This is a genomic window from Caldicellulosiruptor changbaiensis, from assembly GCF_003999255.1.
GTDB classification, from domain to species: domain Bacteria; phylum Bacillota; class Thermoanaerobacteria; order Caldicellulosiruptorales; family Caldicellulosiruptoraceae; genus Caldicellulosiruptor; species Caldicellulosiruptor changbaiensis.
Window position 1 is genome coordinate 2580196 of the sequence record NZ_CP034791.1, and the last position, 25705, is coordinate 2605900.

At 34.3% G+C, this 25705-nt stretch carries 29 protein-coding genes and 1 pseudogene; 15 read left to right on the forward strand and 15 right to left on the reverse strand.

The window, feature by feature from the left end; translation table 11 throughout:
• Nucleotides 1-18 precede the first annotated feature (18 nt).
• Nucleotides 19-579, reverse strand: a complete 561-nt coding sequence (locus tag ELD05_RS12460) for a hypothetical protein (protein WP_127352682.1) — start codon at nt 577-579, stop codon at nt 19-21.
• A gap of 282 nt (nt 580-861) precedes the next feature.
• Between ELD05_RS12460 and ELD05_RS12465 the strand changes: the two genes are divergently transcribed.
• The 7 genes from ELD05_RS12465 (at nt 862) to ELD05_RS12495 (ending at nt 7667) form a co-directional block, all read left to right on the forward strand.
• On the forward strand, nt 862-1980 hold the full coding sequence (locus tag ELD05_RS12465; RefSeq protein WP_127352683.1) for a sensor histidine kinase: 1119 nt from the start codon (nt 862-864) through the stop codon (nt 1978-1980).
• Complete coding sequence (locus tag ELD05_RS12470) at nt 1967-2602, forward strand: response regulator transcription factor (RefSeq protein WP_127352684.1); 636 nt, start codon at nt 1967-1969, stop codon at nt 2600-2602. The genes ELD05_RS12465 and ELD05_RS12470 overlap by 14 nt, the downstream gene beginning before the upstream one ends.
• 130 nt (nt 2603-2732) lie before the next feature.
• The gene (locus ELD05_RS12475) at nt 2733-3404 is read left to right on the forward strand and encodes a response regulator transcription factor (protein ID WP_127352685.1); all 672 of its coding nucleotides are present in this window, start codon (nt 2733-2735) and stop codon (nt 3402-3404) included.
• 12 nt (nt 3405-3416) lie between these two features.
• Nucleotides 3417-4427, forward strand: coding sequence for a sensor histidine kinase (locus tag ELD05_RS12480; protein ID WP_011916093.1), 1011 nt, complete (start codon nt 3417-3419; stop codon nt 4425-4427).
• A 138-nt stretch (nt 4428-4565) separates the two neighbouring features.
• Entirely contained in the window at nt 4566-5339 is a 774-nt protein-coding gene (locus tag ELD05_RS12485; protein ID WP_127352686.1) for an ABC transporter ATP-binding protein, read from the forward strand.
• Complete coding sequence (locus tag ELD05_RS12490; protein ID WP_127352687.1) at nt 5332-7302, forward strand: FtsX-like permease family protein; 1971 nt, start codon at nt 5332-5334, stop codon at nt 7300-7302. Before ELD05_RS12485 ends, ELD05_RS12490 begins: the two co-directional genes overlap by 8 nt.
• A gap of 170 nt (nt 7303-7472) precedes the next feature.
• Nucleotides 7473-7667, forward strand: a complete 195-nt coding sequence (locus ELD05_RS12495; protein WP_241243505.1) for a hypothetical protein — start codon at nt 7473-7475, stop codon at nt 7665-7667.
• 19 nt (nt 7668-7686) lie between these two features.
• Here ELD05_RS12495 and ELD05_RS14900 read toward each other — a convergent pair.
• From ELD05_RS14900 to ELD05_RS14640, 3 genes and pseudogenes are all read right to left on the reverse strand, one after another.
• Nucleotides 7687-7821, reverse strand: a pseudogene (locus ELD05_RS14900) (AraC family transcriptional regulator); the annotation flags it as partial.
• Nucleotides 7811-8050, reverse strand: a complete 240-nt coding sequence (locus tag ELD05_RS12505) for a hypothetical protein (RefSeq protein WP_164742546.1) — start codon at nt 8048-8050, stop codon at nt 7811-7813. The pseudogene ELD05_RS14900 and the gene ELD05_RS12505, both read right to left, overlap by 11 nt.
• A gap of 23 nt (nt 8051-8073) precedes the next feature.
• Nucleotides 8074-8352, reverse strand: a complete 279-nt coding sequence (locus ELD05_RS14640) for a PIN domain-containing protein (RefSeq protein ID WP_238524542.1) — start codon at nt 8350-8352, stop codon at nt 8074-8076.
• A gap of 375 nt (nt 8353-8727) precedes the next feature.
• On the opposite strand from ELD05_RS14640, the gene ELD05_RS12515 reads away from it, so the two are divergent.
• Nucleotides 8728-9036 (forward strand): response regulator transcription factor, encoded by a 309-nt coding sequence (locus ELD05_RS12515; protein WP_011916088.1) that lies wholly within the window; start codon nt 8728-8730, stop codon nt 9034-9036.
• A gap of 220 nt (nt 9037-9256) precedes the next feature.
• Here ELD05_RS12515 and ELD05_RS14065 read toward each other — a convergent pair whose 3' ends face one another.
• The 3 genes from ELD05_RS14065 to ELD05_RS12525 form a co-directional block, all read right to left on the reverse strand.
• Entirely contained in the window at nt 9257-9403 is a 147-nt protein-coding gene (locus ELD05_RS14065) for a hypothetical protein (RefSeq protein ID WP_164742611.1), read from the reverse strand.
• A 111-nt stretch (nt 9404-9514) separates the two neighbouring features.
• Nucleotides 9515-9739 carry a type II toxin-antitoxin system HicA family toxin gene (locus ELD05_RS12520; RefSeq protein ID WP_127352689.1) on the reverse strand — a complete coding sequence of 75 codons (225 nt, stop codon included), beginning with the start codon at nt 9737-9739 and terminating at the stop codon, nt 9515-9517.
• Complete coding sequence (locus ELD05_RS12525; protein ID WP_127352690.1) at nt 9740-9940, reverse strand: type II toxin-antitoxin system HicB family antitoxin; 201 nt, start codon at nt 9938-9940, stop codon at nt 9740-9742. It abuts the gene before it with no gap.
• A 559-nt stretch (nt 9941-10499) separates the two neighbouring features.
• On the opposite strand from ELD05_RS12525, the gene ELD05_RS12530 reads away from it, so the two are divergent.
• From ELD05_RS12530 to ELD05_RS12540, 3 genes are read left to right on the forward strand one after another with little or no spacing between them, the layout of a single operon-like run.
• Nucleotides 10500-10796, forward strand: coding sequence for an ArsR/SmtB family transcription factor (locus ELD05_RS12530; protein ID WP_127352691.1), 297 nt, complete (start codon nt 10500-10502; stop codon nt 10794-10796).
• Nucleotides 10797-10802: 6 nt separating this feature from the next.
• The gene (locus ELD05_RS12535; RefSeq protein ID WP_127352692.1) at nt 10803-11774 is read left to right on the forward strand and encodes a permease; all 972 of its coding nucleotides are present in this window, start codon (nt 10803-10805) and stop codon (nt 11772-11774) included.
• 32 nt (nt 11775-11806) lie between these two features.
• Complete coding sequence (locus tag ELD05_RS12540) at nt 11807-12052, forward strand: thioredoxin family protein (protein ID WP_127352693.1); 246 nt, start codon at nt 11807-11809, stop codon at nt 12050-12052.
• A gap of 103 nt (nt 12053-12155) precedes the next feature.
• Here the strand turns inward: ELD05_RS12540 and ELD05_RS12545 are convergent, their stop codons facing one another.
• Nucleotides 12156-13073, reverse strand: coding sequence for an AraC family transcriptional regulator (locus ELD05_RS12545; RefSeq protein ID WP_127352694.1), 918 nt, complete (start codon nt 13071-13073; stop codon nt 12156-12158).
• A gap of 166 nt (nt 13074-13239) precedes the next feature.
• On the opposite strand from ELD05_RS12545, the gene queF reads away from it, so the two are divergent.
• Nucleotides 13240-13650: a preQ(1) synthase gene (gene queF / locus ELD05_RS12550; RefSeq protein WP_127352695.1), complete on the forward strand. Its 411-nt coding sequence runs from the start codon at nt 13240-13242 to the stop codon at nt 13648-13650.
• A gap of 30 nt (nt 13651-13680) precedes the next feature.
• Here queF and ELD05_RS12555 read toward each other — a convergent pair whose 3' ends face one another.
• Nucleotides 13681-14256 (reverse strand): Uma2 family endonuclease, encoded by a 576-nt coding sequence (locus ELD05_RS12555; protein WP_127352696.1) that lies wholly within the window; start codon nt 14254-14256, stop codon nt 13681-13683.
• A 77-nt stretch (nt 14257-14333) separates the two neighbouring features.
• On the reverse strand, nt 14334-14984 hold the full coding sequence (locus ELD05_RS12560) for a hypothetical protein (RefSeq protein ID WP_127352697.1): 651 nt from the start codon (nt 14982-14984) through the stop codon (nt 14334-14336).
• 207 nt (nt 14985-15191) lie between these two features.
• Between ELD05_RS12560 and ELD05_RS12565 the strand changes: the two genes are divergently transcribed.
• Nucleotides 15192-16613: an MFS transporter gene (locus ELD05_RS12565; protein ID WP_127352698.1), complete on the forward strand. Its 1422-nt coding sequence runs from the start codon at nt 15192-15194 to the stop codon at nt 16611-16613.
• 43 nt (nt 16614-16656) lie between these two features.
• Here the strand turns inward: ELD05_RS12565 and ELD05_RS12570 are convergent, their stop codons facing one another.
• Together ELD05_RS12570 and hydE are read right to left on the reverse strand one after the other, a co-directional pair.
• Complete coding sequence (locus tag ELD05_RS12570; RefSeq protein WP_127352699.1) at nt 16657-17355, reverse strand: hypothetical protein; 699 nt, start codon at nt 17353-17355, stop codon at nt 16657-16659.
• Between the two features lie 106 nt (nt 17356-17461).
• Nucleotides 17462-18523: a [FeFe] hydrogenase H-cluster radical SAM maturase HydE gene (gene hydE / locus ELD05_RS12575; RefSeq protein ID WP_127352990.1), complete on the reverse strand. Its 1062-nt coding sequence runs from the start codon at nt 18521-18523 to the stop codon at nt 17462-17464.
• A gap of 196 nt (nt 18524-18719) precedes the next feature.
• Here hydE and ELD05_RS12580 point away from each other — a divergent pair, with 196 nt between their 5' ends.
• On the forward strand, nt 18720-21215 hold the full coding sequence (locus tag ELD05_RS12580; protein WP_127352700.1) for a transglycosylase domain-containing protein: 2496 nt from the start codon (nt 18720-18722) through the stop codon (nt 21213-21215).
• A 62-nt stretch (nt 21216-21277) separates the two neighbouring features.
• Here the strand turns inward: ELD05_RS12580 and ELD05_RS12585 are convergent, their stop codons facing one another.
• The 3 genes from ELD05_RS12585 to ELD05_RS12595 are packed head-to-tail and all read right to left on the reverse strand — an operon-like array spanning nt 21278 to nt 24424.
• Complete coding sequence (locus ELD05_RS12585; RefSeq protein ID WP_127352701.1) at nt 21278-22630, reverse strand: ABC transporter substrate-binding protein; 1353 nt, start codon at nt 22628-22630, stop codon at nt 21278-21280.
• A gap of 49 nt (nt 22631-22679) precedes the next feature.
• The gene (locus tag ELD05_RS12590; RefSeq protein ID WP_127352702.1) at nt 22680-23507 is read right to left on the reverse strand and encodes a carbohydrate ABC transporter permease; all 828 of its coding nucleotides are present in this window, start codon (nt 23505-23507) and stop codon (nt 22680-22682) included.
• Nucleotides 23504-24424, reverse strand: a complete 921-nt coding sequence (locus tag ELD05_RS12595; RefSeq protein WP_127352991.1) for a carbohydrate ABC transporter permease — start codon at nt 24422-24424, stop codon at nt 23504-23506. The genes ELD05_RS12590 and ELD05_RS12595 overlap by 4 nt, the downstream gene beginning before the upstream one ends.
• A gap of 206 nt (nt 24425-24630) precedes the next feature.
• Here ELD05_RS12595 and ELD05_RS12600 point away from each other — a divergent pair, with 206 nt between their 5' ends.
• Complete coding sequence (locus ELD05_RS12600) at nt 24631-25338, forward strand: glycerophosphodiester phosphodiesterase (protein WP_127352703.1); 708 nt, start codon at nt 24631-24633, stop codon at nt 25336-25338.
• Nucleotides 25339-25705: the final 367 nt, after the last annotated feature.

Sequence of the window (25705 nt, forward strand, 5' to 3'; positions counted from 1 at the left end):
TGTAAAAAGGCACCTTATTCAGGTGCTTTTACTTTTTTTGAATATTATGTACTCCCCACACCTGAGTTCAAACTCTTCCGGAAAGACAAAAGTTGACAAATCAATCTCAGCAATAATTTTGGGCTTTTCTGTCCACTTCCCCCACTCACAGCTATACACTTCAATTATCTCTTCATCAGTTATGTTGGAAGAAATATATTCAAAGAGCACATTCAATTCCTTTTTCCTTGCTTTATAAAGCTCCAAATTTCTTTCTTTCATTTTTTCAGAAAAATAAAAAATTCCTTCAAGTCTATATACAAATCTGTTCTTGAAAATTTGAACAACATCTTTTTCTGAATCACTCAACTCGTATACATATATTCCTGAAGCATCTTCCATTGTTCTAAAAACTATAATACTATCAAAGTCTATCTCTTCAAAATCTATCAGCTCCAGTATAGTCCCTTTTCTTGCACTTTCATCCTGTTGATAAATCATTTCAAGATACTTTCTTTTCTCCTCGCCCTCAATCGGCTTGAACCCAAATCCACCAACTGGAAGTTCCTTGTCCGCTGATATGTAATGCATAACACTCATAATTCTTCACTTCTTTCTTCAATGATTTATTTAAACAGATTCGGGTATCAAAACACCCAGATTATCTTGAACTGGGGGCATATGCCACAAATATTCTTTCTTGTATGCCTTGTGTTACATGCTTTTATTATATTATTACAAATTGTGAATTTTGGCAAGTTAGAATGTTTCCAGGAATCTTCTTCTGGCCTTTAGAGATTGTGGCAAAAAATATATATTCACTAAATTCCTTTCATTATGATAAAATGAGTCTTAGCAATAACAACTATGCTGGAAAAGAAAATGCTTTCATTCATTATAAGCGCCTATACTCTTTGGAGTTTATATGAGGATGGCAAGCTTTCCAAAATAGCCATTTTGTTCTTACTTCTATTTTTGTCATTAGAATTCTTAAAAACTGAATATCTAAAATCCATATACCATACAGCAGCTGCTGCCTTTGCAGAGCTGATTATAATATTTCTTGCTATTTTTCTCTGCGGATGGGAATTCTCTTTTTTAATTCCAATTACTGTGTGTACATTTTTGCACCATAGAAACAAGTTATCAATTTACTCAATTGCCTCTCTACTCTTTATCAGTCTTTTTCTTATCCCTTCAAAGATGGTAAGGGAATATGCTTCTGTCTGCGTTTTTGTTTTCTCTTTAAAATTAGTCACACAGATGCTGCAGGATAGCAAGCACGAATACTTAGAAAAAATTGACCACTTAAGACTTTTAAACCTGCAACTAAGCAAGCTAAAAACACAGCTTTTAGAGTCCCAACAGACAATAGAACGTCTTGCAGCACAAAACCAGCAGATGAAAATAGCAACTTCTTTGCACGACACAGTTGGGCACAACTTGGCAGCGCTGAATATCCAGCTCAATGCCATAAAGAGCTTGCTGGAGAAAAAAGGAGTACTTGAAGATGCTCAAATAAACCAAATCATATCTTCATGCTTGCAGCAGACTCAAACATCTTACGAAAGTTTGAGAAAGTTTGTCTATTCAATGAAAAACTCTTTTGAAACCAAAGAAAAGTATTTATCTCAATTGATAGAAAATTTTAACTTCTGCAACATAACATTAAACCGCAGCGGAGACATTGAAAACATTCCATCACACGTATTTGAAAATCTAATGGCAATCCTCAAAGAAGCTCTTTTAAACGTTACAAAACACTCAAATGCTACACAAGTAGCTGTATCTTTGGAATCAAAACCAACATATGTGCGTCTTGCTGTGCATGACAATGGCAAGAAAAAAGGAGAAATAAAAGAGGGCGTTGGGCTCATGAGCATAAAACTTCGAGCAAATTCTATGGGCGCAACAGTCAACATTGACAACCATGCTGGATTTTCAATAGTGGTATTTGTCCCATTAAAAAGCAGGAGGGAAGATTACTTTGAAAAAACCTAAGGTCTTAATTGTTGATGATAACCCTGCCGTTTTGGACGGTCTTAAAATTATCCTTGAGCTTGAAAATTTTGAGGTTGTAAGCCTTTGCACCAATGCAAAAGAAGCAGTAGAGTTTCTCGAAAAGAAGCATGCTGACGTTGTTCTTATGGATATTAGAATACCTGTTATGGATGGTATTGAGGGAACTTTTAATATAAAAACCAAATTTCCAAATGTCAAAGTGATAATATTAACAACATTTTGTGAAGAGGATTACATAGAAAAGAGCCTGAGCTTTGGCGCAGATGGGTACATCCTTAAAAGCTCTGATGCAAAGCATATTGTGAATTCTATTTTGTCTGTGCTTGACGGTAAGGTTGTTATGGACAAAGAAATTGCTTTATACATTTCAGATGTATTGAAAAGGACCAGTAAACAGTTACTTGAAAAAACACAAAACCTTACTGAAAGAGAGCTTGAAATTGCAAAGCTCATATCACAAGGATACTCAAATAAGGAAATTGCAGCCATGCTTTTCATCTCTGAAGGTACAGTAAGAAACTACATAACATCCATTCTTCAAAAGTTAAATCTTAAAAATAGAACCCAAATTGCAGTATACTATCTTACCAAATTTTCTTAATCTCAAAAGTGTTAGACAAGAACATTTGTTAATCAATTGTTACTCAAAAGCATGCTTGAATAAATGGTCATAAAAAAATATAATCTGTCTGTACCCTGTTTATGTAGACCTTTTGTCGGAGTGATTTTTAATGTATAAGATAATGATTATTGAAGACGATATATCTATTGCTGAAACTATAAAAAACCACCTGTCCAAATGGGATTTCGACGCACTTTATGTTACAGATTTTAAAAATATCATTGAGTGCTTTATTCAATTTGAGCCACATCTCGTGTTAATTGATATAATATTGCCTTTTTACAACGGGTTTTACTGGTGTAACGAAATACGCAAAATATCAAAAGTTCCTATTATGTTTATATCTTCTGCAAGCGATAATATGAATATCATAATGGCTATCAATATGGGTGGAGATGATTTTATTGAAAAACCTTTTGATTTGAACGTCCTTACAGCAAAAGTCCATGCCCTGATAAGGAGAACTTACTCATTTGTCTCAAATATAAACCTTATTGAGCACAAGGGAGTTATTTTAAATCTCAATAATACCACTCTAATTCATCAAAATAAAAAAATTGAGTTAACAAAAAATGAATACAAAATTTTGCAATTGCTTATGGAAAATGCCGGAAGAGTGGTATCCCGTGAAGAAATTATGCAACACCTTTGGCAAAGTGATAGCTTTATTGACGATAATACTCTTACAGTAAATATAACAAGGCTTCGCAAAAAGTTAGCTGAGTTAGGTCTCGAAAATTTTATCAAAACCAAAAAAGGCATTGGATATATTATAGAATGAGGGGAAAAAAATATGAAGGATTACATAAACATTATAGGGGCATATTTAAAACGGAATATGTTGCTTATCATTTATCTGTTGGTTTCAAGCTGTATATTTTTTTCTATTTCATTCCTTTATTCTCTTCCTTTAGAACCCACAGTTTATAGCCTAGTACTAACATATATTTTTGCATTTATCATTGGAATTACTGACTTTTTCTCATTTTATAAACAACATATAACACTTGAAAAACTAAAACGAAACATTACGATTGCCGATTTTTCTTTTCCAATTGCAAAGGATTTGATTGAAAAAGATTATCAAGAACTAATTAAAATCATTAATGAAAGCAAAATTGAAATTTTAACTAATAATGAGAAAGTCTATAGAGATATGATTGATTATTACACAGCATGGGCACATCAAATTAAAACACCCATAGCTGCTATAAAGCTGGTTTTACAAGCAGAACAATCAAAAATTAGCAGTGAACTTTTAGAACAACTATTCAAGGTAGAGCAGTATGTTGAAATGGTTCTTCAATATCTTCGTATGGAAAATATGAGCAATGACTTACTACTAAAGAAATATTCACTTGACCATATTGTAAAACAAGCGCTGCGAAAATACTCTCTAATTTTTATACGAAAAAAGATAAAACTCAATTACAAAGAATTAAACTGCCATGTGTTAACTGACGAAAAATGGCTAACATTTGTTATTGAACAAATACTTTCAAATGCGCTTAAATATACAAACCCCGGTGGTCAAATCTCTATTTATATGGAAAACAATTTGCCAAATACATTGGTTATTGAAGATACAGGCATAGGTATTGCAAAAGAGGATTTGCCCCGTGTTTTTGAAAAAGGCTTTACAGGATATAACGGTCGCTTGGACAAAAAATCTACAGGTATTGGACTTTACCTTTGCAAGCGGATTTTAGATAAACTATCACACAAAATTATAATCGAATCAGAAGTTGGAAAGGGTACAAAAGTAAAAATCAACTTTGATACTGTTGATATAGCACCAGATTAGTTTATCTAATTAAAACCTTACTAAAATGTAAGATTGAGAAGAGAAAATGTAAGCCAAAAATAAGGCAAGCATTTTCTCTTTTTTGTTATAATGAACAGGAATAAAAAAGTCAATTTTGCACTCGGAGGGAAGTAAAATATGACACATGTTCTTTTAGAAGTGAATAGTTTAAAGAAAATCTACACAACAAGATTTGGTGGAAATCCTGTTCAGGCACTTGCAAGTGTATCTTTTTCAGTAGAGCAAGGAGAATATATAGCTATTATGGGCGAATCTGGTTCAGGTAAAACAACACTGTTAAACATCATTGCAGGTTTTGATAAACCTACAAGCGGTAAAGTGCTACTAAATGGCAGAGAAATTACGTCAATGAATGAAAAAGAAATCTCAGCCTTCAGACGAAATAACATAGGCTTTGTGTTTCAAGATTACAATCTTCTTGACACATTTTCTATACAAGACAACATCCTGTTACCTCTTGTATTAGCAGGAAGACCATATACAGAAATGTATGAGAGGTTAAAACCTGTTGCTGAAAAACTTAGAATTTCTGATATTCTCTCAAAATATCCTTATGAGGTCTCAGGCGGACAAAAACAAAGAGCTGCAATTGCCCGTGCACTTATTACAAAACCCCAGCTTATTCTTGCCGATGAACCAACTGGTGCTCTTGACTCACATTCATCCGAAGAATTATTAAGACTATTTGCCGAGATAAATAATGAAGGTCAAACAATTCTTGTAGTCACACACAGCATAAAAGTTGCAAGCTATGCAAAAAGAGTTTTGTTTATAAAAGACGGAGAGATTTTTCATCAAATTTATAAAGGTTCAATGTCAAATGATGAAATGTATCAGAAAATCTCCGATACGCTTACCATAATTGCAACAGGAGGTATCCGGAATGCTTAAATCTTTTTATATAAAATTTGCAGCCAACAACATAAAAAGAAATACCCAAGCATATATCCCATATATTTTGACCTGTATTGGAGCAGTTATGATGTTTTACAACATGTGTTTTTTGGCTAATACAGAAGATATCGGACATTTGAGCGATAGCCAAACGCTGAGGAGTATTTTGCGATTTGGAGCAGGAGTAATTGGTATTTTTTCTGTTATATTTATTTTTTATGTAAACAGCTTTTTGATAAAGAGGCGTAAAAAAGAATTGGGACTTTTCAATATTTTTGGAATGGAAAAAAGACATATAGCAAGGATTATGTTTTTTGAAACGGTAATCATAGGACTGATATGTATTGCATCTGGTATTTTATCAGGAATAATTTTAAGCAAACTTATGACACTTCTACTTTTTAAAATTGTAAGTTTTAAAGTTGTGTTTGGTTTTGAAATATCACCGTCACCCATTTTGGTCACAACTCTTTTATTCAGCGGAATTTTTATATTAAACCTTATATATAACATCTTCTCGGTACATCTATCAAAACCCATTGAATTATTAAAAGCAAGCAATGTAGGAGAAAAAGAACCAAAAACAAAATGGCTTTTAACCATCATTGGTATAGTTTGCCTTGGGATTGGATATTACATTGCACTTACAACTGAAAAGCCTTTAGCAGCGATGAACATCTTTTTTGTTGCAGTTATCTTAGTAATGATAGCGACATATTGTTTGTTTACCGCTGGAAGCATAGCATTTTTAAAGACTCTTCGGAAAAACAAAAACTATTACTATAAACCTCATCATTTTATATGGATTTCTAACATGATATACAGGATGAAACAAAATGCAGTTGGACTTGCAAACATATGTATACTTTCAACAGCAGTAATTGTTGTACTTTCAACCACAATTTCCCTGTATATTGGAGTTGAGGATATTTTAAAAACTCGCTATCCACAAGAAATAATTATTACATCGGACAATATTAACTTAGAAAATGTAAAAAAAGTTGATAATACGATAATGCAGCAATTGAAAAAATTTAATATAGTTTCTAAAAACATGGTTAAATATAAATATTTGGAGCTTGCTTTAATTCAAGATAAAACTCATTTCAGAATAAAAAAACAAAATTTTTTTGATAAGAACTCAGCCACTGCCTTTGTAGTGCCTCTTGAGGACTACAATAATATTGAAAAGAAAGTTATCAAATTATCTGATAATGAAGTTCTTCTGTATACTAGTAACGTTAATATCTCTGAGAACATTATCAATTTCAATGGTTTCAAACTCTCAATTAAAAAACGATTAACTTCAAACTCTCTAACTAATAGCCTTACACCAGCTATTAGTTGTTTTTGGATAATAGTCAAAGACATTGAAACAATGAAGAAAATCTTCTGTTCACTAAATAGCAATAAAAACGACATGGTACAATTTTCATATTATTATGGTTTTGATTTTGATGGTAACAAGGATAATCTCATGGACATTTGCACAGCACTAAAAAATAGCTTAAATAAAATAGTAAATAATGCAACAATTGAAGTTCGTGAAATGGCAAGAGAAGGTTTTTACTCTATCTATGGCGGGTTATTATTCATTGGTTTGTTTCTTGGACTTTTGTTTATTATGGCAACAGTGCTTATAATTTATTATAAACAAATTGAAGAAGGCTTTGATGATAGGCATCGCTATGAAATTTTACAGAAAGTGGGTATGACGCGTCTGGAGATTAAAAAGTCAATACAAAGCCAAATACTTGCAACCTTCTTTTTGCCTTTATTCTCAGCAATAGTTCACATAGCGTTTGCTTTTAAAATAATAGTTAAAATGTTACAGGTATTCAACCTTACAAATATACCTTTGTATGCTCTTTGCACATCTGCTGTTATACTTGTGTTTGCTATATTTTATACTGGCGTGTATGCCCTTACAGCAAAAACCTATTATAAAATTGTAAGTTAGTTTATTCAATACTTTTTGTTGCCTTCTGCAGCAAAGGATAGATATTTTAAAAGCTGCGGAGGGTTTTTTATTTTTGTGTAAGTATTGCCTAACTTAAAACTTAAATATTGTATATTGTTTATGTCCTGAAATGTTCAAATTGCTGAGGATAAAAAATTTTTAAAGCAAGTATGACACAAACCCTTGTATTTGTAGTTGTGGGAATTGGCATTAGTACTTTTCTTCACGGCTACATCCCAACAGGTGCACTTGCAAAAATTGCTGGCAAGAACAATCCCTTTACTGTGGTATTTGTAACTTTACTTGGAATACTCCTTTACTTATTAAAGAGGTCAATGACTACAAAAAAAATCCATTTTTTCTAAATTCTAAAGCGCTCATGTCTTAGTGTTTGTGAAACACCCTTGCAAAGGTTGAACATGAGTAAAAGACTACCTTAAGAGCTATCTCAGTAGTCACTGGCTTGTCGGTTGAAAGAAGCAGGCTGCATGCGTGCTGAATCCTCACCTCAATCAAAAAGCCGGGTTTCTAAAAAACAAAAAAGCCACAGATAGTTTGCAGAAAAAATTATTTGTGGTTTACCTGTTATGAAATTATTGAATAATTTCCTTCTTTTTTTCTTTTTCAGTTCCTCTAATTCTCTCTCTACTTTTTTTGCCGTTTCTTCAAAATACCTAATCAATTCTTCTGGAGTCATGCCTTTTGTTTCTTCGTAGATCTCCTCCTGTATCCTGTGCAGTTCTTTCATCGCGCTTGTTTCAAACATATTTGTCACTCCTCTTCCTCTAACATCATAAGTGGTGACACCAGTTGAATTTCTCTATAACCCATAAGTTTGTTTATTGCGTTTACGCCTTGAATTGTCCTATATCTAACTATATGCTTAAAATTCCATGATACCAAAATATCACATTCGTTAATGCTTGCTACTGCAATATGGACTGCGTCGTCGAAAAACCTTGACGGAATTATACATTCATTCACATACTTCTGCGCAAGTTCCAAAACTTGTTGGTTAATCTCAATTCTCGTGAATTCTATCTGGGACATATACTCTAATAGCCTGCTTCTTTTTGGTTCCTTGCACTTATTTAATTCAGTTATTACTGCACTTGAAATGTATATATTGTATTTTCCTTGTTTAAGCTCTTCCTAAAATTTTCTTGTTATCTGCATATACTCAGGATTATCATGGTGGTCTAAGTGACTTATAACTGAGGTGTCAAGGTATACTCGTAGCCTCCTCAATGTTACAAATTTTCTCCTTTCTTACACTAACACCTCTTCCCCGCTTCTGATTTAATTATACCACAAGCCAGCGTGTTCTAGAATATATCTTCATTATTATAAAAAATTTTAGTAAAATAAAAGCATTGGTAGAAAACATTCAAGCATTTGAACTTTGAAGGTAGAGGGAAGATTACTTTGAAAAAACCTAAGGTCTTAATTGTGGATGATAACCCTGCCGTTTTGGACGGTCTTAAAATCATCCTTGAGCTTGAAAATTTTGAGGTTGTAAGCCTTTGCACCAATGCAAAAGAGGCAATAGAGTTTCTCAAGATGTGGCATGCTGACGTTGTTCTTATGGATAAAGTATACTCAAATAAGGAAATCGCAAGGTTGCTTTTCATCTCTGAAGGTACAGTGAAAAACTACATAACATCCATTCTTCAAAAGTTAAATCTTAAAAATAGAACACAAATTGCAGTATACTATCTTACTAAATTTTCTTAATCTCAAAAGTGTAAGACATAGGCATTTTTTAACAATTGTTACTCAAAGGTATGCTTGAATAAGTGCTTATAAAAAACAAATTGAAACAACTCATTGGCGATATAACCATAGTTTTTGTTTTTGCCTACTTTTTTGTGTTTGCCAGAGTAAAGATGTTATCCAAAAATGTACTTTCGAAGGTGTAAAATAAAGTTTTTTCTTGTGGCAATATTTTAATGCATTAATGTAAAATATCGTAAATTAATCTGCCAACAAATTCTCCAATTTTAAAGGCTAAAAGAGATAATAATCCAAAACCAATAAAAATCGACAATGCCCTTATTATAGGTGGGAATTTCTCCAATTTTGCAATCATCTGTTTTAGCATTTACCAAACCTCCAGTTCTATATCGGAGATGATTAAAGGAAAGTTACAGCAGAAGACAATCTAAATGTATCTAATAAGAATCTTCTCTTTTTCAGCAAATTGACAAAAAGCTTAAAGGAGTTCTAAAAACTCTTCTAAACTTATTCCTGCTTGTTCCAAAATACTTTTTAATGTTCCTCTTGCAACTTCTTCATGCATTGGGATAATTACGATCCTTGTTGGATTTTCTTTTTTGAGCTTGAGATGACTGCCTTTTTGTGCCACTTCCCTGAATCCAGCTTTTTTGAGCGCTCTTATTATTTCCTGTGGCTTTAGTATAGGATACCTGGAAGACATTTACACAGCCACCTCTATGGTAGTTATCAGCGGTGGCATTTGTGGTTTTTGTATTTCTTCTCCTTCGTAGTAAAGTTCAAGAGCTTCTTTTAAGTTAGCTATTGCTTCTTCGATGGTTTTTCCTTGTGAAGCTACACTGTTTTCTACGCATTTAGCTATATACCAGTTGTCCTCTTTGCTTACTATCACTGTAAACAACATAATAAAACCACCTTTTTCGTCTGAAAGTTTTCACTTACAATTTTTATTATACCACACAAAAAACAAAAACCACAGCTTAAAAGCTGCGGTTTGATTTTTATTTTTACATTTTTGTAGATAGATTTTGAATACAATTTCCCTTGCAGTTTTTTATTATACACTCAGCTTTCAGTTTTTGCAATATAACCCTTTTAATTATCTCGAATAGGTGTAAAGATATTTACCACAGCGAAAAATAGTGCGAAAACACTAAGGAGAAGGTTATAAAAAGAATTGAGGCTGCCTTCATCCTGAATGAATATAATTAAAAAATGTAATGTGTTATTCAAAAGAAACACCAAAAACTGTCGTCAGAATGGGAGTGTAGTCTACTATGAATATTATATCATAATCACGAAATAAGAATCTTCCCAAAAAATCAAGAATACAAAAAATGAACTTGAATTTTTTGTTCATTAGTTTATTATATAATTAAATGCTTATAAACTAAATAAAAGAGAGGTGCAAAAAGCACAATTCTTTCTTTTAAAGCTGAAAAAAGAAAGATTGTGCGAAAAATATGTCCATGGAAGAAAGGCTTGCAAAGGTGTTCAAAGCGCTTTCTCACCCAATTAGAATAAAGATAGTTCAAAATCTGTTGAGTGGCGAAAAGTGCGTATGTGAACTTTTACAGTTTGTTGAGTTTTCTCAGCCAAACTTATCTCAACATTTGAAAATCTTAAAAGAGGCTGGTTTGCTTGAGCACCGCAAGGTGGGTGCAAATATGCACTACAGGATTAAAAATGAATATGTCAAGGATTTGCTGAATATGGCAGAAGCCTTCATACTTGAGTGTCAAAAGACTGAAAGGGTGTGATAGCATTTGTTTTCGCCTGTTCAGAAATTTGCTGATTTCGTGACTTACAATGTTTTTAAAATCCCGCAGGGTTCAAAACTTGCAAGTGCTGTGAACTTTTTTATATTTGACACAATCAAGATTTTTATCCTGTTATTTTTGATTGTATTTGTGATAACTTTTATAAGAAGCTTTTTCTCACCTGAAAAGACAAGAGAAATTCTTTCACACAAAAAACAAAATATCTTCCTTGCCCACATTTTAGCAGCGCTTTTGGGAATTGTGACGCCATTTTGCTCGTGCTCGGCTGTGCCGCTTTTTATCGGGTTTGTTGAAGCTGGAATTCCTCTTGGTGTGACATTTTCGTACCTGATTGCCGCACCGATGGTAAATGAGGTGGCGCTGGGACTTTTGTATGCAAATTTCGGTCTTAAAATTGCTCTTATTTACGTGCTGTCAGGTGAGATAATTGCAATTGCAAGTGGCATTGTAATTGGAAAGCTTCATCTTGAGAAGTATGTTGAGGACTATGTTTTTAAAATAAAAGTTGGAACCGTCCAAATCGCTGAGGACAAGAAAACTTTAAAGCAACGTCTTAAAGAAACTCTTGAATTTACCATTGAGCTTATAAAAAAGGTATGGGTGTTTGTTGTTGTGGGAATTGGCATTGGCGCATTCTTGCACGGCTACATCCCAACAGGTGCACTTGCAAAGATTGCTGGCAAGAACAATCCTTTTGCCGTGGTCTTTGCAACAGTACTTGGTATTCCACTTTACTCAAACGCGGCAGGGATTATTCCACTTGTAAGTGAGTTTAGGCGTCTTGGTGTATCTATGGGAACATCGCTTTCTTTCATGATGAGTGTAACAGCTCTATCTTTGCCTGAGATGATACTTCTTCGAAGGGTGTTAAAACCACAGCTTTTGGGAATATTTGTGGCAATTGTGGGCTGTGGGATAATTATTACAGGGTATCTATTTAACTTTATCCTTGGATAAAAATTTTTAAGAAGGGAAGGTGCAATGAACAAATGGTTATAAAAGTTCTTGGTGGTGGATGTGCAAACTGCAAAAAGCTAATGGAAAATGCTAAAAAGGCAGCTGAGGAGCTTGGGATTGAGGCTCAATTTGAAGAGGTAAAAGATATTGAAAAGATAATGTCTTATGGTGTTATGAGAACACCTGCGCTTGTTGTTGATGAAAAGCTCATATTCTCTGGCAGGGTTGCAGGTGTTGAAGAGATAAAAGAGGTTTTAAAAAAAGAGGCAGGAAATTAAAAGAGCTATTTTTCATTTTTGAGGCGGGCAGCACACCCGCCTCTTAACTTTAACTTACGCAAACATCTATTCTTTTCTGTAGCTTGCTCTGCTCAGTTCAGACCTATCCAGCTCCCCCTTTTTTTCTGAACTCCAGTGCACTCATGCCTTTGTGTTTGTGAAAGACTCTTGCAAATGTTGAATACGAATCAAAACCAACCTCAAGAGCAATGTCTGTCACCGGTTTGTCTGTCGAGACAAGAAGACTGCATGCATGCTGAAGCCTCACTTCATTTAAAAAGTTGTGAAAGTTGCTGCCAACAAGCTTTTTAAAAAGCTGGCTTATGTAAGATGGGCTCAAGTGAAACTCTTTCGACAACGCTTTAAGGTCTATGTTCTGGTTATAATTCTTATGCACATAGTACACAAGCTGCCAGTAGTCGGTTGGAACAGGAATGTTCTCTTTTTGAGCTTTGTTTGTGACAGAGTTAGAAGCAGGGCTTTGAAAGTTTTTCCCACATGCCAAATTCCTGCACCTGTCAAAGTATGCAACTATCTCTAAAATCTTTGCTTTGAGTATTATCTCTGCCCACACATCCTGCTGGTTATAATATATCCATGCTTCTTCAAAGAGCCTGTCCATAACTTCTTTTTCCCTGCCTTCAAAGTAATAATAGGGAAGGACATTTTCATCATAGTTCAAAAGAAGCTCTCCTATTCTGTAAAAGATGCTCGACGGTGCTAAAAGCTCCTCAAACGAAATGGCAACAACATAAATTGAAAGAGGGTTTTGCTCTGAATACTCTATTCTGTGGATTTGGTACGGCATGACAATTGAAAACGTGCCGGGTTTTAAGATGTAGCTGATAGAATTTATATGTTCTGTCCCCTCGCCTTTTACAACATACATAAACTCAACAAAATTGTGCCTGTGAAGCTTAAAATATCTTGGGTCTTCCCAGAAATTCAGGGCAAACTTCTGTGGTCGCTGGCTAACATAGTCAAAAATCTCTTCTATGTAAAGAGGCTCTTTTTCTGGCATGTATCATTCCCCTCAAAAATTTTTAAATTCGTATTGTTAATTTTCATTATACCCCAATTTACAATGCAAATTAAAGTATGCTAAAATCTTTTTTGCAGGCTTAAAAGCATATCATGGCTGATTCGCAGCAACTCCGGTCAACAAAACAAGGGAGGTTTTGAAAAAAATGCAGTCGCCAAATTTAAATGACAAATACCAGCAAAGAAGGTTTGACATCTATGGCTATGAAAAGATAGACACAGAGGTTTTAGAAGCAATTGACTATGAATACCCAGAAAAAAATACAGTTGTTGAGTATATCACAGACGAATTTTCATCAGTTTGTCCGTGGACAGGTCTTCCTGACACAGCCCGGCTTACAATAAGGTATATACCCAATAAAAAGCTTGTCGAGTTAAAATCATTGAAATATTACCTGACATCATTTAGAAATGTGGGAATTTTGCAAGAACATACAGTAAACAGGATTTTAGACGACCTTGTAAAATTGCTTGAGCCAAAGTTCATGGAAGTTATTGGAGAGTTTCACGAACGTGGTGGTATTTCAACAAGAGTTGTGGCAAGGTACGAAAAGTAAGTTTATACCTTGCCATATTATTTTTTTAAGTTATATCTCTGCAAAAATTTCCTCGGTTGAAATTTCAAAGCCAGAAAGAAAAGATGATTTGATAATAGCAGAATGGAAAAATATACTGCTTATATCGAATCGATCTTCTTTTGCTTTCACAAAGACAGCCACGCTTTTTTCCTGAGGATTTACAATCCAATACTCTTTTGTACCATATCTTTCATAAAGTTTGAGTTTTATAAGATAATCCCTTGCTGATGTATTTGGAGAGGCAACCTCTACAACAAATTCTGGCGCTCCCACTATGCCTTTTTGGTCAATCTTAGATTTATCACAAACCACAAACACATCTGGCTGGACTACGTTTTTTATATTCCTCTCTTCGCTTCCTTTTGGTGCAAGCCTTACATCGACAGGTGAAATAAAAGGCACACATTCTTTACCCTGCAGAAAAATCCTTAGCTTATGATAAATGTTTCCACACACATGCTGATGAAAAACTGAAGGAGAAGGTGCTAAGTTATATAACCTGCCTTCAATAATTTCATATCGTCCTTCATCTTCTAATTTTTGATACTTTTCATAATCAAACTCAATTGAAATAAATTCTTCCATTTCAAAAAACACCTTTGCAGTACATTTTCTATATCTTCAATTATATCCTAAAAACTTTTTTAAAACCAGCTTCCTTTTTATTCATCCCCTAAAATTAAATTCACCACAAACTGCAGATTGTCGAGTTTAAAGATTGAAAAGTTGTCCCAAAAGATGCAGCCTCCACAGACAATTAGCTTGCTGCCGCTTTCAAAACTCTTTTGTGCAATCAAAATGGGTGCCTTCTCACCTGAATCAGAAACCGCAGTATCTCGACCTTTCAATATGACTTCTACACCGTCTGAAAGAGAAAGTGGAGCTGAGTATGGAAACACAACCTCTTTCACATTTGACGCGTATTTTTTGATATTGTCTGTTGTTATAATCAAACTGTCATCTTCTAAGTGGCAGCACTCATCCTTAACTCCTTCTGGCAAGACAGTTATTCCAAAATCTTGAGTTATAGCATTGCAGACATCAAAAACTCCGTCCTTACCCCTGAAATGAGCTGTGAAGATAATTTTCTTTTTCTCTTCATTCAACACTTTTTGTATTCTCTTTTTCTCTTCAGTATTGAACGGATTTTCAGGATAGTTAAAAACAATGACATCATATTCAAAAAGCCTATCAAAATCATCTACTTCCTCAATCAATACCTCTCTTTTTGTAAGTTCCTTATAAAGCCCTGAAAAATAATACCCGTCAGACAGCAAAAACTCTTGGTGTGTTGCACTCCACGCAACCCTCATCCTTCCTTTATCACCCGCAAATTTATGTTTATTTTTATACAATAACTTTACATAATTAATTTTACCTTTTTACCCTGCCTCATCAAAGACCCAAAAGTGCTAAAATTCATCAGTTTTCAAAGTATATATTTTGAGCAAAAAGTGATATCATATAGTTTGTAGACTCTCAAATTGTACTATAAAACACAAAAGAGGTGGTCATACGGTGTGGAGCGCACAGATGAGCAAAAGATTAACAAAAATATCCTCATTGCAACAACAACTTCTTCATTTTTAGTTCCTTTTATGTCAAGTGCAATTAACATCGCCGCACCTGACATCGCTAAGAAATTTAACTTGGTTGCAGAAAATCTAAACCTTGTCATCACTATTTTCTTGCTATTTTCAGCTGCGTTTATTCTGCCAATGGGAAAGCTTTCGGATACATTTGACCGTACAAAGATATTTATAACAGGTCTTATTTCATTTACTATTTCAACACTCATGTGTGCTATAGCACCAAATATAACCGTGTTGTTCATATTTCGCGCACTGCAAGGCTTTTTCTCTGCTTTTGTATTTGTTACATCAATTGCAATCTTGATTGAAAACCACTCGCCAAAAATAAGAGGCAGGCTCCTTGGAATAAACACAGCAACAGTCTACCTTGGAACCTCAATAGGACCTTTTTTGGGCGGAATTTTAGTGCGACTTTTTGGCTTCAGAAGCATATTCTTATTTGCGTTTTTGGTAGGCTCTGTTGCATCATTTATTAGTCTTTTCTTACTAAAAAAAGAAATTAAAGTACAGCAACATACTTCTTTGGCAGAAAGTCTTAAAAATCTTGATAAAATTGGAGCAATCTTTTCAATTGTAGGGCTTTTTTTATTAATCTACGGGGCATCAACTTTTGAACTTGGTAAAACACCAAAAGCGTTGTTTTTCTTGGGAGGTGTCCTTCTTATACTATTTGTAGGATTTGAGCTTGCTACTCGAAATCCTTTGCTTGATGTAAAGTTGTTTGTAAAAATTCCACAGTTTGGTTTTTCTAACTTGGCAGCACTTATAAACTACAGCTGCACATTCTCTGCATCATACCTTCTTTCACTATATCTTCAAATTGTAAAAGCTCTGCCTGCGCAGGTTGTTGGAAGTATTTTGATTTTGCAGCCAATCTCTCAGGTTATAACATCACTTATTTCAGGAAGGGCATCAGAAAAGATTGAACCAAGAAAGCTTGCAACGGCAGGAATGGTTCTTACAACAGCAGGGCTTTTTATCTTTTCCTTGTTCTCAAGTAAGACAAATATAGTCCTTGTTATTGTAAACCTAATTATCATGGGTATTGGCTTTGGACTTTTCTCATCACCAAACACCAATGTTGTGATGAGCTCTGTACCGCAGTCTCTTTACGGTGCAGCATCGTCTACAATATCTGTTATGAGAGTAATGGGCCAGGCTTTTTCAATGGCAATTGTCTCTTTTATATTCTCTTTGTACTTAAAAGGTGCAAAACTTTCTCATGAAAACTATCTAATGATTTTAAAGAGCATGAAGATAAGCTTTTTTGTATTCTCTGTTCTCTCTATTGTTGGAATTGTCGCATCAATAAAGAGAGGAAATATATATAATCAAGAAAATTCAAATTAAAACAAAAAGGGGTGCCATTTTTGACATTTCGCGGCAACCCCTTTTATTTTAAAACCTTGATGTCTGTCACAACAGGGTTTGAGTTTGGATCTTGAGGATTTGTTTTAAATGTCACTTCAACATCTGTATTCTCATCAAGATAAGAAATCTTGCTTGATACAGCTGTTATTTGAAGCACAACATGTTTTTGGTCAAACAAAAACTCAGCAAAGTTATTGTCAGCAAGACCTATATATTTTCCTTTGAGTGTAACACTTTCTGGAATACTCATATTTATTATCTTTGGATTCCCGCCACTTTGTGGCACTTCAAATTCAAGCTCTAAAATCATCCCCGGCTGGAGATTGTATTTTTGGATGTCTGCTGTGTCGGTTTCAAATATTTTATAGTCAAAATTGGTATTCAAAAGATTAACTTCTATGGAGTGTGCATCAGTTCCACCTACAAACCTGCCATATGCCTTGTAAGTTTTTAGCTTTTGCGTGCTGGTACTTCCTTGCTCTTGCTGTGTATTTTGCTGAGAATTTGAAGTTTGTGGTAAATTGCTACCAGATGTATTACTCCCACCACTTTGAACTTGTCGTTGGGATGAGGTTGTGGCCGGCACCGGCTGTTTTTTAGCTATGTTGTGTGATGAAATATAATACCCTGCAGCAATTCCTATTACAAGCCCCGAAACAATTCCTATTATAAATCCTAAAAGCCATTTTTTGTTTGTTGTGCTATTTTTCTTTATCCTCATGCCTTTTAAAATCCCCTTTTTAAGATGCCAAAGCTATAGGCTCTTTTATATTTGTACAGTTTATATTCAAAAGTTTATACTATAAAGTAGTCAAAATCAATGGAATTTAATTATAAACAGCTTTTTTGAGCTCATAATGCCTGCTTTGGCCAAAACCTTGCCCTACTTTTCTTCCAAGCGAAATAATTATTGATTCAATACATCCTCTGCACTTTGTTGCATCTTCATTTATGCAAATTTTCCCAGGATATAGCTCATATTTTAGCTTGTACTTCAGGTCATTTACATTTGGCATAACAATGTTAGCCCCACATTTCAAGCCCTTTTGACGTCCCAGAGGGTCTAACGTCCCAAGAGCAGTTGTTGCAGGAATGTTACTGTCTGGCATCAAAAGTCTTAATATCGAAATACACTTTAATGTCAGGTCAACAGACCCAGCCTCTGTATCTTTAAGTGGCGTGTGTGGGTGTGGAATAAAAGGACCAATTCCTATCATGTCGCTATCCAGTTCATATACAAGCAAAATATCATTTGCCAAATCATCTATTGTCTGGCCAGGTAGGCCAATCAAAAACCCTGTTCCAAGCTCATAGCCTAAACTTTTTATCCACCTCAAACACTCTATTCTGTTCTCAAAACTCATACCAGGATGATATTTTTGATAAAGCTCTCTGTTTGATGTCTCAAACCTCATCAAATACCTGTCAGCTCCAGCTTCCCTGAAAGCCTTATATTCTTCATATGACCTTTCACCAATGCTAAGCGTTATTGCGACATCTACTTCTTTCTTTATTTTCTTTATAATACTGCAAACTTTATCTTTTGTATAATATGGGTCTTCGCCAGATTGGAGCACAACTGTCCTGTAACCCATATCATATGCTCTTTTTGCAACTTCAACTATCTCATCTTCTTGCATCCTGTAGCGTTGAGCTTCTCTGTTGCTTCGCCTAAGACCACAGTAAAAGCAGTCGTTTTTGCAGTAGCTTGAAAATTCTATAAGCCCTCTTAAATATACATCGTCACCAACATATTCTTTTCTTACCCTATCTGCATATGCAAACAAAAGCTCTTTTTCTTCGCCTTCGCTATTTAACAAAAACTTTATCTCATCTTTTGTAAGATGGTGTTCACTGTAAGCTTTGTCTAAAATCTCTTTTACTTTCATTTTTTCTTTTCTCATCTTTACTTCTCCTCACAAAAATTCAGTATTTCTATCAGTTTAAAAGGATATTTAATTTTATTATACTATATCATAAGTTAATTATAAAGAAAAGCAAGTTGTCAAGAGGTTTTGTATAAACTCAGTAAAACGGTATAGCTATTGATTTTTGTGGTATAATTGAATAAAAGGAGGTCTTCAGATGGCTATCGAAATCAAAAAAAGCAAAAGTTCTAAAAAACCAAAAAAGCAATCCCCATTTAGAATCTTTATAAGAAGCTTCTTAAAAACACTTTTAATTTTGATTATTGCAAGTGCTGTAGTTGCAATTGGCGCTGGATTTGGAATGGTCACAGCATACATAAAGGCAATACCACCCAATGCTTTGGATATAATAACAAGTTCTTCAAATGACAGTCAAACAACTATTGTCTATGACCAGAGTGGAAACGAAATTGCTCGACTTCACGGAAACGAAAACAGAATCAGAGTACCTTATAGCAAGATACCAAAAAACCTTATCAATGCCTTTGTGGCAATTGAGGATGAGAGGTTTTGGCAGCATAATGGAATTGACATCAAAAGAATAATTGGAGCAATTTTCAATAACATCAAAAGTAGAAGTCTTTCTGAAGGTGCAAGTACAATTACTCAGCAGCTTGTGAGAAACAAACTTTTGACATTTGAAAAATCCTTTAAAAGAAAAATACAAGAACAGTATTTGGCAATTCAGCTTGAAAAAAGATGGACAAAAGAACAAATTATGGAAGAATATTTAAATACAATAAACCTTGGGAGCGGCGCTTATGGTGTGGAGGCAGCTGCTTATACTTATTTTGGGAAAGATGTTTCACAACTGACTTTGGCAGAGTGTGCTCTAATTGCAGGAATTACGCAAAACCCTTCATATTATAATCCTTATGTCTTCCCTGAGCATGCAAAGAAAAAACAAGAGCTGGTTCTCAAAAAAATGTTAGAACTTGGTTACATTACCGAGCAAGAGTATTTAGAGGCTATAAATCAAAAGCTTGTGTATGTTAAAAAAGACCTTTCTGTTGAATATGCTTACAAGCATCCATATTTTGTTGATTCTGTAATTGATGAGGCAGTCGAGATCTTATCAAACAAGAAGAGAATATCCCAGGATGAGGCAGAAAATCTTATCTATGGTGGTGGGCTTAAAATCTACACCACAATGGATGAGACTATACAAAACATTATGGAGGAGGTATTCTCTGACCCTGCATACATGCCCAAAATTCGTCATTATGATGCATCTGGCACACCACAGCCACAGGCAGCAGCAGTTTTGATAGATTTTTCAACAGGGGCAGTAAAAGGTATAATGGGCGGAAGAGGAAATTTAAAAGGCGTAAGGCTTTTAAACAGGGCGACAATGTCTGTCCGCCAGCCCGGATCTAGTATCAAGCCAATTGCTGACTATGCACTTGCGCTTGAGAATGGATACACTGCAGCAACTATAATTGACGATGTTCCATTTTCGGTGGGAGGCTACACACCAAGAAACTGGTACAAGAGCAATGTAGTTGCCGGCAAGCGAGGCTATAAAGGCTTGATGACGGTAAGAGAAGCCCTTCAGTGGTCTGCAAATGTGCCAGCTGTAAAGGTTGCTTACAACCTTGGTATTCAAAACGTGTACAGAAACCTAAAAAGGTTTGGATTTACAACCCTTGCCCCCCAAGATATGAACAGCTTATCAATTGCAATTGGTGGATTTACTTACGGTGTAAAGCCAATTGAACTGACAGCTGCATTTGCAGCAGTTGCAAATGGCGGAATATATATAAAACCTTATTTTATTGCCAAGATTGAAGACAAAAACGGTGTTACTCTGTTTGAAAGAACACCTTACAAAAGAAAGGTGATGGATGAGAAAAATGCATATATTTTGACAAATATTTTGCAAAGCGTTGTCACCGCAAGAATTACAGTTGGTGTGAGATTCTCTTACCCTGTTGCCGGAAAAACTGGTACAACTGATGATAGTAAAGACAGGTGGTTTGTAGGGTATACACCAAACTATGCTCTTGGTGTTTGGGTTGGTGAAGACAAGCCTGTTGCATTAAATTATCTTTATGGTACAAACCCGGCTTTAAAGATTTTTAAAGGTATAATGGACAAGGTTGTGAGCAAAAAAGGTGTAAGTACACAGTTTACAAGGCCTGCTGGAATTGTTGAAAAGTACGTTTGCAAAGAATCAGGAAAACTTGCAACAGAACTATGTAAGCAAGACCCAAGAGGCAGTCAGGTGATAAAGGAGATATTTGTCGCTGGCACAGAGCCAACAGAATACTGTGACAGGCATGTTAAGCTAAAAGTGTGCACAGAATCAAAAGCGTTGGCCACCCAGTATTGTCCTAATTTCATTGAAAAGGTATTTATTCGCAGAGACAACCCCATCTGGCCTGATGCCTCAAAGTCAATCGTGCCACCTGATGATTATATGTATCAAGCACCAACAAAGTACTGCGATGTGCACAAGGCGCCAGTACAGCTTTATCAGGAACAAACAAACCCTCAATCTTCATCCCAAGAGCAAACTTTGCAAAATTCACCTTTTGAAACACAAGGCAGCTTTCAAGCTCAAGAGCAGAATAACCAAAGTGAACAAGCACCTGTAGATAATATGCCACAGAACCAAGAAACCACATCAGACGAGGCTTATAGACAAAGGTAAGAAAATGGGAAATGAAAAGGGACTGCTTTAAAAAAGAGCAGTCCCTTTTGAACTCCTTTAATCTAATAACCAAATATTTGGTTGTATTCCTTAATGGACTTATTTATCCTTTCCTCAGCATCTTTTAATGCCTTGTCAATAGGATAATTGTTAACAATCACCTTTTCTATATTTTCCTCAATAATTCTACGTGCCTCTGGAAACACACCCATTACAGCTCCACGAGTTGCAACATTTATAGGTGTTGCATGAAGTTGATCAATAGCGGTTTTGAATTGAGGATATTTCTTAAGATGATCAGTCATTTCCTTCAATGTATAAACTCTTTTGTTCACAGGAAAATAGCCTGTATTTTTATGCCAGAACAATTGAGATCGCGGAGACACCAAAAACTCAATAAAGTTCCATGCCGCCTTTTGGTAATTTTGAGCATGGTTATTTAAAATCCAAAGTGAAGCTCCTCCAATTATAACTCCTTCGTTCTTGTTATTATTAAGCGCCGGTATAAAAGCTGTTCCAACTTCAAATTTTTTTCCTACGCCATCTAATATTGTTTTAAGTGAAGCTGTCGATGCAATTATCATACATGTTTTCCCTGCTACGAATGCTCTGATAGTATCATCATAGTTTCTTCCAAAGTTGCCGGCAATTTTTTCGTCAATAAGTCTCTTCCACCATTTTAATATATTCTTTCCCGCTTCATTGTTAAAAACTACTTTGGTTGCTCTTCTTTCTCTTCCATTACCATTGTCCAAATATGGTACTCCTTGTTTTGCTAAAAGTTGTTCAAAATACCATCCATATATCGACATTGAAAAAGCATATCTTGTAATTTGACCTTTTTTGTCTTTTTTAATCAATTTTCTGCCATAATTTTTAATTTCAGTAAAACTCTTCGGGGGTTTATTAGGGTTTAAATTAGCTTCTCTAAAAGCAGTTTTATTGTAATAAAGGATAGGTGTTGATGAATTAAAGGGCATAGACCATAAAGTTCCTTCGACTGTGTAATAAGCTAATAAATTAGGCTCTAACTGATTTAAGTCAAACTTAGCTGATTGTACAAACCTTTGAACAGGTACAGCCCATCCACTGTCTATCATAAATCTTGTTCCTATTTCATACACTTGAGCGATATCAGGCCCCTGTTTTGCAGCTTGGGCTGTTTTTAGTTTAGTAATTAAATCGTCATAAGATCCTTGATATTGGGCAACAATTTTTACACTTTTATTTTTAGAATTGTACTGTTCTACTAAATATTGTAGTGCTTTACCTAAATTACTCCCCATCGAATGCCAAAATACTAATTGAATAGGTTTGGTAGTCTGTGAAAAACTCACTTCTTGTGGCAATAAAACTAAATTCATTAATATTGAAACTATCAACAATAAAAGAATAACAGGATACTTCTTATGCATTATCTCCCAACCTCCTATTAGGTTTTTTAATGCACAACCTTTAAAATTTTCACCCTTTTAAAGCACCTGCCATAAGTCCTTTAACCAGTTGATTATGCCCCAACAAAAAGATTAAGAAAGTAGGCAGAATAACAATTATTACTCCTGCAGCTATCAAACCAAAATTCTGCTGCTCAGCAGCTTGCAACATACTAATGCCAAGCTGAACAGTCCTCACCTCATCTTTATCAGTTACAAGTAATGGCCACATATATTGATTCCAGATGTTTATAAACGAGTAGATTAAAAATGATCCTATTGCTGGTTTTGAAAGAGGAATAAGAATTTTAACTAAATAATTAATGTTTGAACAACCTTCAATTTTTGCTGCCTCAAAAAATTCAACAGGTATAGTTTTAAAATATTGTCTTATGAAAAATATCCCAAATGCAGATACAGCATTTGGTAAAATTAGTGCTATATAGGTATTTAAAAAACCAAGACTGCGTATTATTAAATAGTTCCCAATAAAGATGGTCTGGGCGGGTATCATTATAGTTGCCAATACAATAAGAAATAAAATATCTTTCACTTTATAATTGTAAAAGGTAAACGCAAACGCTGCTGTACATGCAAAAATTACCTGAAGAAGACAAGAAATTATTGCTACAATTAAACTGTTTACAATAAACCTTAAAAAGGGTGTAAGATTGAACACTTCAACAAAGTTGTTAAAAGTCAATTCAGAAAGCGAAAATTGGGGAGGATATGAAAAAACCTTAGAAGGTGGTTCTATGCTTATATATAAAATGTAAAATATTGGAAAGCATATTATCAACGCAATTAGAGTGCTTAAAATAAGTAGCTGAACATTTTTTAGCTTTTCTCTCTTTTTCATTGGTAGAACACCTTCTTTTCCACCACTTTAAACTGAAACACTGTTAAGATGAATAAAATTACAAACAAGACTATAGACTCTGCACATGCTCTACCAAACTTAAAGTTGAAAAAGGCGTCTTGATAAATGGAATAAACCAACAACTTTGTCGAATTTACTGGTCCCCCACTTGTTAGAATATGAACAATCGTAAACTGCTGAAATGAATCAATAATATTTATTACCAAAACAAAAAACAATGTTGGCGTTAAAAGTGGTAGTATAATTTTCCACACTTTATATAAAAAATTTGCTCCGTCAATGTTAGATACTTCATACAACTCATATGGTATATTCTGTAAACCTGCCAAAAGAAATATAAAATTAAAAGGTATATTCTGCCAACAATTTATAAGTACAATTGACAAAAGTGCTAACTTAGGATCTGTAAGCCATTCTATTTTTCCTAATCCCATTCTTTCAATAAGATAATTAATAATACTTACTGAGGGATTTAATAAAATCCCCCATACGATTGCACAAGAGGCTGATGATAAAGAAATTGGAAATGTATATAGAACATTGAATAATTTTGCAAATATTTTAGAGTTATCAACGATCAATGCTAAAATCAGCCCACCTATAATAGAGAAAATAGTATTGAATCCAACATATTTTAGTGTAACAATAAAACTATTGATAAAATCTTGCGAATTTAAAAGCTCAACATAATATGTTATGCCAACAAACCGTTTAGGATTGCCACTAAAGTCAGTGGCCCAAAAACTTGTATAGAGAGTCTTGAAAAACGGGAAAAACGTAAAGAGTGTAATAAGCAAGAAAGTTGGTAAAACTAAAATAATAAATTCTAAAATTTCTTTTGGGGGCTTTTTTCTTTTTTTAACAGTAGTTATTTTTTGCTCATAAACATATTCCATTCTCTTTTTATTTTTCGCTCCTTTCATTTTTTACTCTGTTAATAATGTATCAAATGAAGTTTAAAATTTTTTAAAATTGATGTTAAATTATTGTTAAATCTGTTTTTTGCGTTATTTTAACATAAATTTAACATAAACTCAATGTTTCTTTAACACGATTGATGTATAATTACATATACAAAGAAAGTCCAATGAAGGTGAAACCAATGGAAATATTTGCTCACAGAGGTGCAAGTGCATATTATCCGGAAAATACAATGCTCAGTTTTGAAAAGGCAATAGAAATGGGGTGTACAGGAATCGAAACAGATGTTCAGATGACAAAAGATGGTGTTCTTGTACTTATACACGATGAAAGAGTTGATAGAACAACTGGAGAAACTGGTTATGTTAAGGAATTTACTTTCAATGAAATACGTAAGTTAAATGCTGGATATTACAAGCACTTTAAGTTTTGTCAAATACCAACTGCTGAAGAATTACTTGAACTTGGAAAAGAAAAAGGCATACATATAAATTTTGAATTAAAAACCTATCATCCTGTAGCTAACCATATTGAGGATAAATTAATCCAACTTATTTATAAGTATGAAATGCAAAACAACGTTATAATTTCAAGTTTCTTCCAAGAACCATTACTAAGATGTCGCCAATTAGATTCTACAATTCGTCTTGCCTTGCTTACTACAAAGGCTGTAAAAATTTCCTGTTTGTCGTCTTTAGGCATTCATATTGTTCATCCTATCTATTATCTTACATCTTTCATTGTTCAGCTAAAACAAAATCATTTTAATGTGAACGTCTTTACTGTCAATAAGAAAAGGCAAATGAAAAAGTTTATAAAACTTAATGTAGATGGTTTGATCACCGATATGCCAGATGTTGCATCACAATTAGCTTTATCTCAAATTTAACTAAGAGAATATAAAAAATAAATGAATATGATGAATAATTTAAAAACCATTGACTTTGTAGGTTTTAATTTTAAAAAGTTTGAGAATCCTGAAATTGGAAATAAAAGAATGTGAAAATTGTTCCTACATTTCCTTAGGCTTCAGCGAGGGTACCTCCTTTGTTGTGTTTTGTCGTAAAGTTGTACAACTTACATTCTGCATTTTACCGGGGAGGGCCCGTATCTTTTCAAATCTCATTTCTCCTCATTTTCACTTATTTTCGTTCATTACAGGAATGCTCTCTCAATATACCTTTGATTTTCTCAAAATATCTCACGATTTCTTTAAATTTCGTTATCGAAACAAACAATTTTGTTCTTGATATTGT

What these genes read in the sequence shown, in the direction of transcription:
- ELD05_RS12460 (WP_127352682.1), bottom strand. Translation starts at nt 579, where the DNA reads ATGAGTGTTATGCATTACATATCAGCGGACAAGGAACTTCCAGTTGGT.
- ELD05_RS12465 (WP_127352683.1), top strand. Translation starts at nt 862, where the DNA reads ATGCTTTCATTCATTATAAGCGCCTATACTCTTTGGAGTTTATATGAG.
- ELD05_RS12475 (WP_127352685.1), top strand. Translation starts at nt 2,733, where the DNA reads ATGTATAAGATAATGATTATTGAAGACGATATATCTATTGCTGAAACT.
- ELD05_RS12480 (WP_011916093.1), top strand. Translation starts at nt 3,417, where the DNA reads ATGAAGGATTACATAAACATTATAGGGGCATATTTAAAACGGAATATG.
- ELD05_RS12485 (WP_127352686.1), top strand. Translation starts at nt 4,566, where the DNA reads ATGACACATGTTCTTTTAGAAGTGAATAGTTTAAAGAAAATCTACACA.
- ELD05_RS12490 (WP_127352687.1), top strand. Translation starts at nt 5,332, where the DNA reads ATGCTTAAATCTTTTTATATAAAATTTGCAGCCAACAACATAAAAAGA.
- ELD05_RS12495 (WP_241243505.1), top strand. Translation starts at nt 7,473, where the DNA reads ATGACACAAACCCTTGTATTTGTAGTTGTGGGAATTGGCATTAGTACT.
- ELD05_RS12505 (WP_164742546.1), bottom strand. Translation starts at nt 8,050, where the DNA reads ATGAAAGAACTGCACAGGATACAGGAGGAGATCTACGAAGAAACAAAA.
- ELD05_RS14640 (WP_238524542.1), bottom strand. Translation starts at nt 8,352, where the DNA reads ATGTCCCAGATAGAATTCACGAGAATTGAGATTAACCAACAAGTTTTG.
- ELD05_RS14065 (WP_164742611.1), bottom strand. Translation starts at nt 9,403, where the DNA reads ATGCTAAAACAGATGATTGCAAAATTGGAGAAATTCCCACCTATAATA.
- ELD05_RS12520 (WP_127352689.1), bottom strand. Translation starts at nt 9,739, where the DNA reads ATGTCTTCCAGGTATCCTATACTAAAGCCACAGGAAATAATAAGAGCG.
- ELD05_RS12525 (WP_127352690.1), bottom strand. Translation starts at nt 9,940, where the DNA reads ATGTTGTTTACAGTGATAGTAAGCAAAGAGGACAACTGGTATATAGCT.
- ELD05_RS12530 (WP_127352691.1), top strand. Translation starts at nt 10,500, where the DNA reads ATGTCCATGGAAGAAAGGCTTGCAAAGGTGTTCAAAGCGCTTTCTCAC.
- ELD05_RS12540 (WP_127352693.1), top strand. Translation starts at nt 11,807, where the DNA reads ATGGTTATAAAAGTTCTTGGTGGTGGATGTGCAAACTGCAAAAAGCTA.
- ELD05_RS12545 (WP_127352694.1), bottom strand. Translation starts at nt 13,073, where the DNA reads ATGCCAGAAAAAGAGCCTCTTTACATAGAAGAGATTTTTGACTATGTT.
- queF (WP_127352695.1), top strand. Translation starts at nt 13,240, where the DNA reads ATGCAGTCGCCAAATTTAAATGACAAATACCAGCAAAGAAGGTTTGAC.
- ELD05_RS12555 (WP_127352696.1), bottom strand. Translation starts at nt 14,256, where the DNA reads ATGGAAGAATTTATTTCAATTGAGTTTGATTATGAAAAGTATCAAAAA.
- ELD05_RS12560 (WP_127352697.1), bottom strand. Translation starts at nt 14,984, where the DNA reads ATGAGGGTTGCGTGGAGTGCAACACACCAAGAGTTTTTGCTGTCTGAC.
- ELD05_RS12570 (WP_127352699.1), bottom strand. Translation starts at nt 17,355, where the DNA reads ATGAGGATAAAGAAAAATAGCACAACAAACAAAAAATGGCTTTTAGGA.
- hydE (WP_127352990.1), bottom strand. Translation starts at nt 18,523, where the DNA reads ATGAAAGTAAAAGAGATTTTAGACAAAGCTTACAGTGAACACCATCTT.
- ELD05_RS12580 (WP_127352700.1), top strand. Translation starts at nt 18,720, where the DNA reads ATGGCTATCGAAATCAAAAAAAGCAAAAGTTCTAAAAAACCAAAAAAG.
- ELD05_RS12585 (WP_127352701.1), bottom strand. Translation starts at nt 22,630, where the DNA reads ATGCATAAGAAGTATCCTGTTATTCTTTTATTGTTGATAGTTTCAATA.
- ELD05_RS12590 (WP_127352702.1), bottom strand. Translation starts at nt 23,507, where the DNA reads ATGAAAAAGAGAGAAAAGCTAAAAAATGTTCAGCTACTTATTTTAAGC.
- ELD05_RS12595 (WP_127352991.1), bottom strand. Translation starts at nt 24,424, where the DNA reads ATGGAATATGTTTATGAGCAAAAAATAACTACTGTTAAAAAAAGAAAA.
- ELD05_RS12600 (WP_127352703.1), top strand. Translation starts at nt 24,631, where the DNA reads ATGGAAATATTTGCTCACAGAGGTGCAAGTGCATATTATCCGGAAAAT.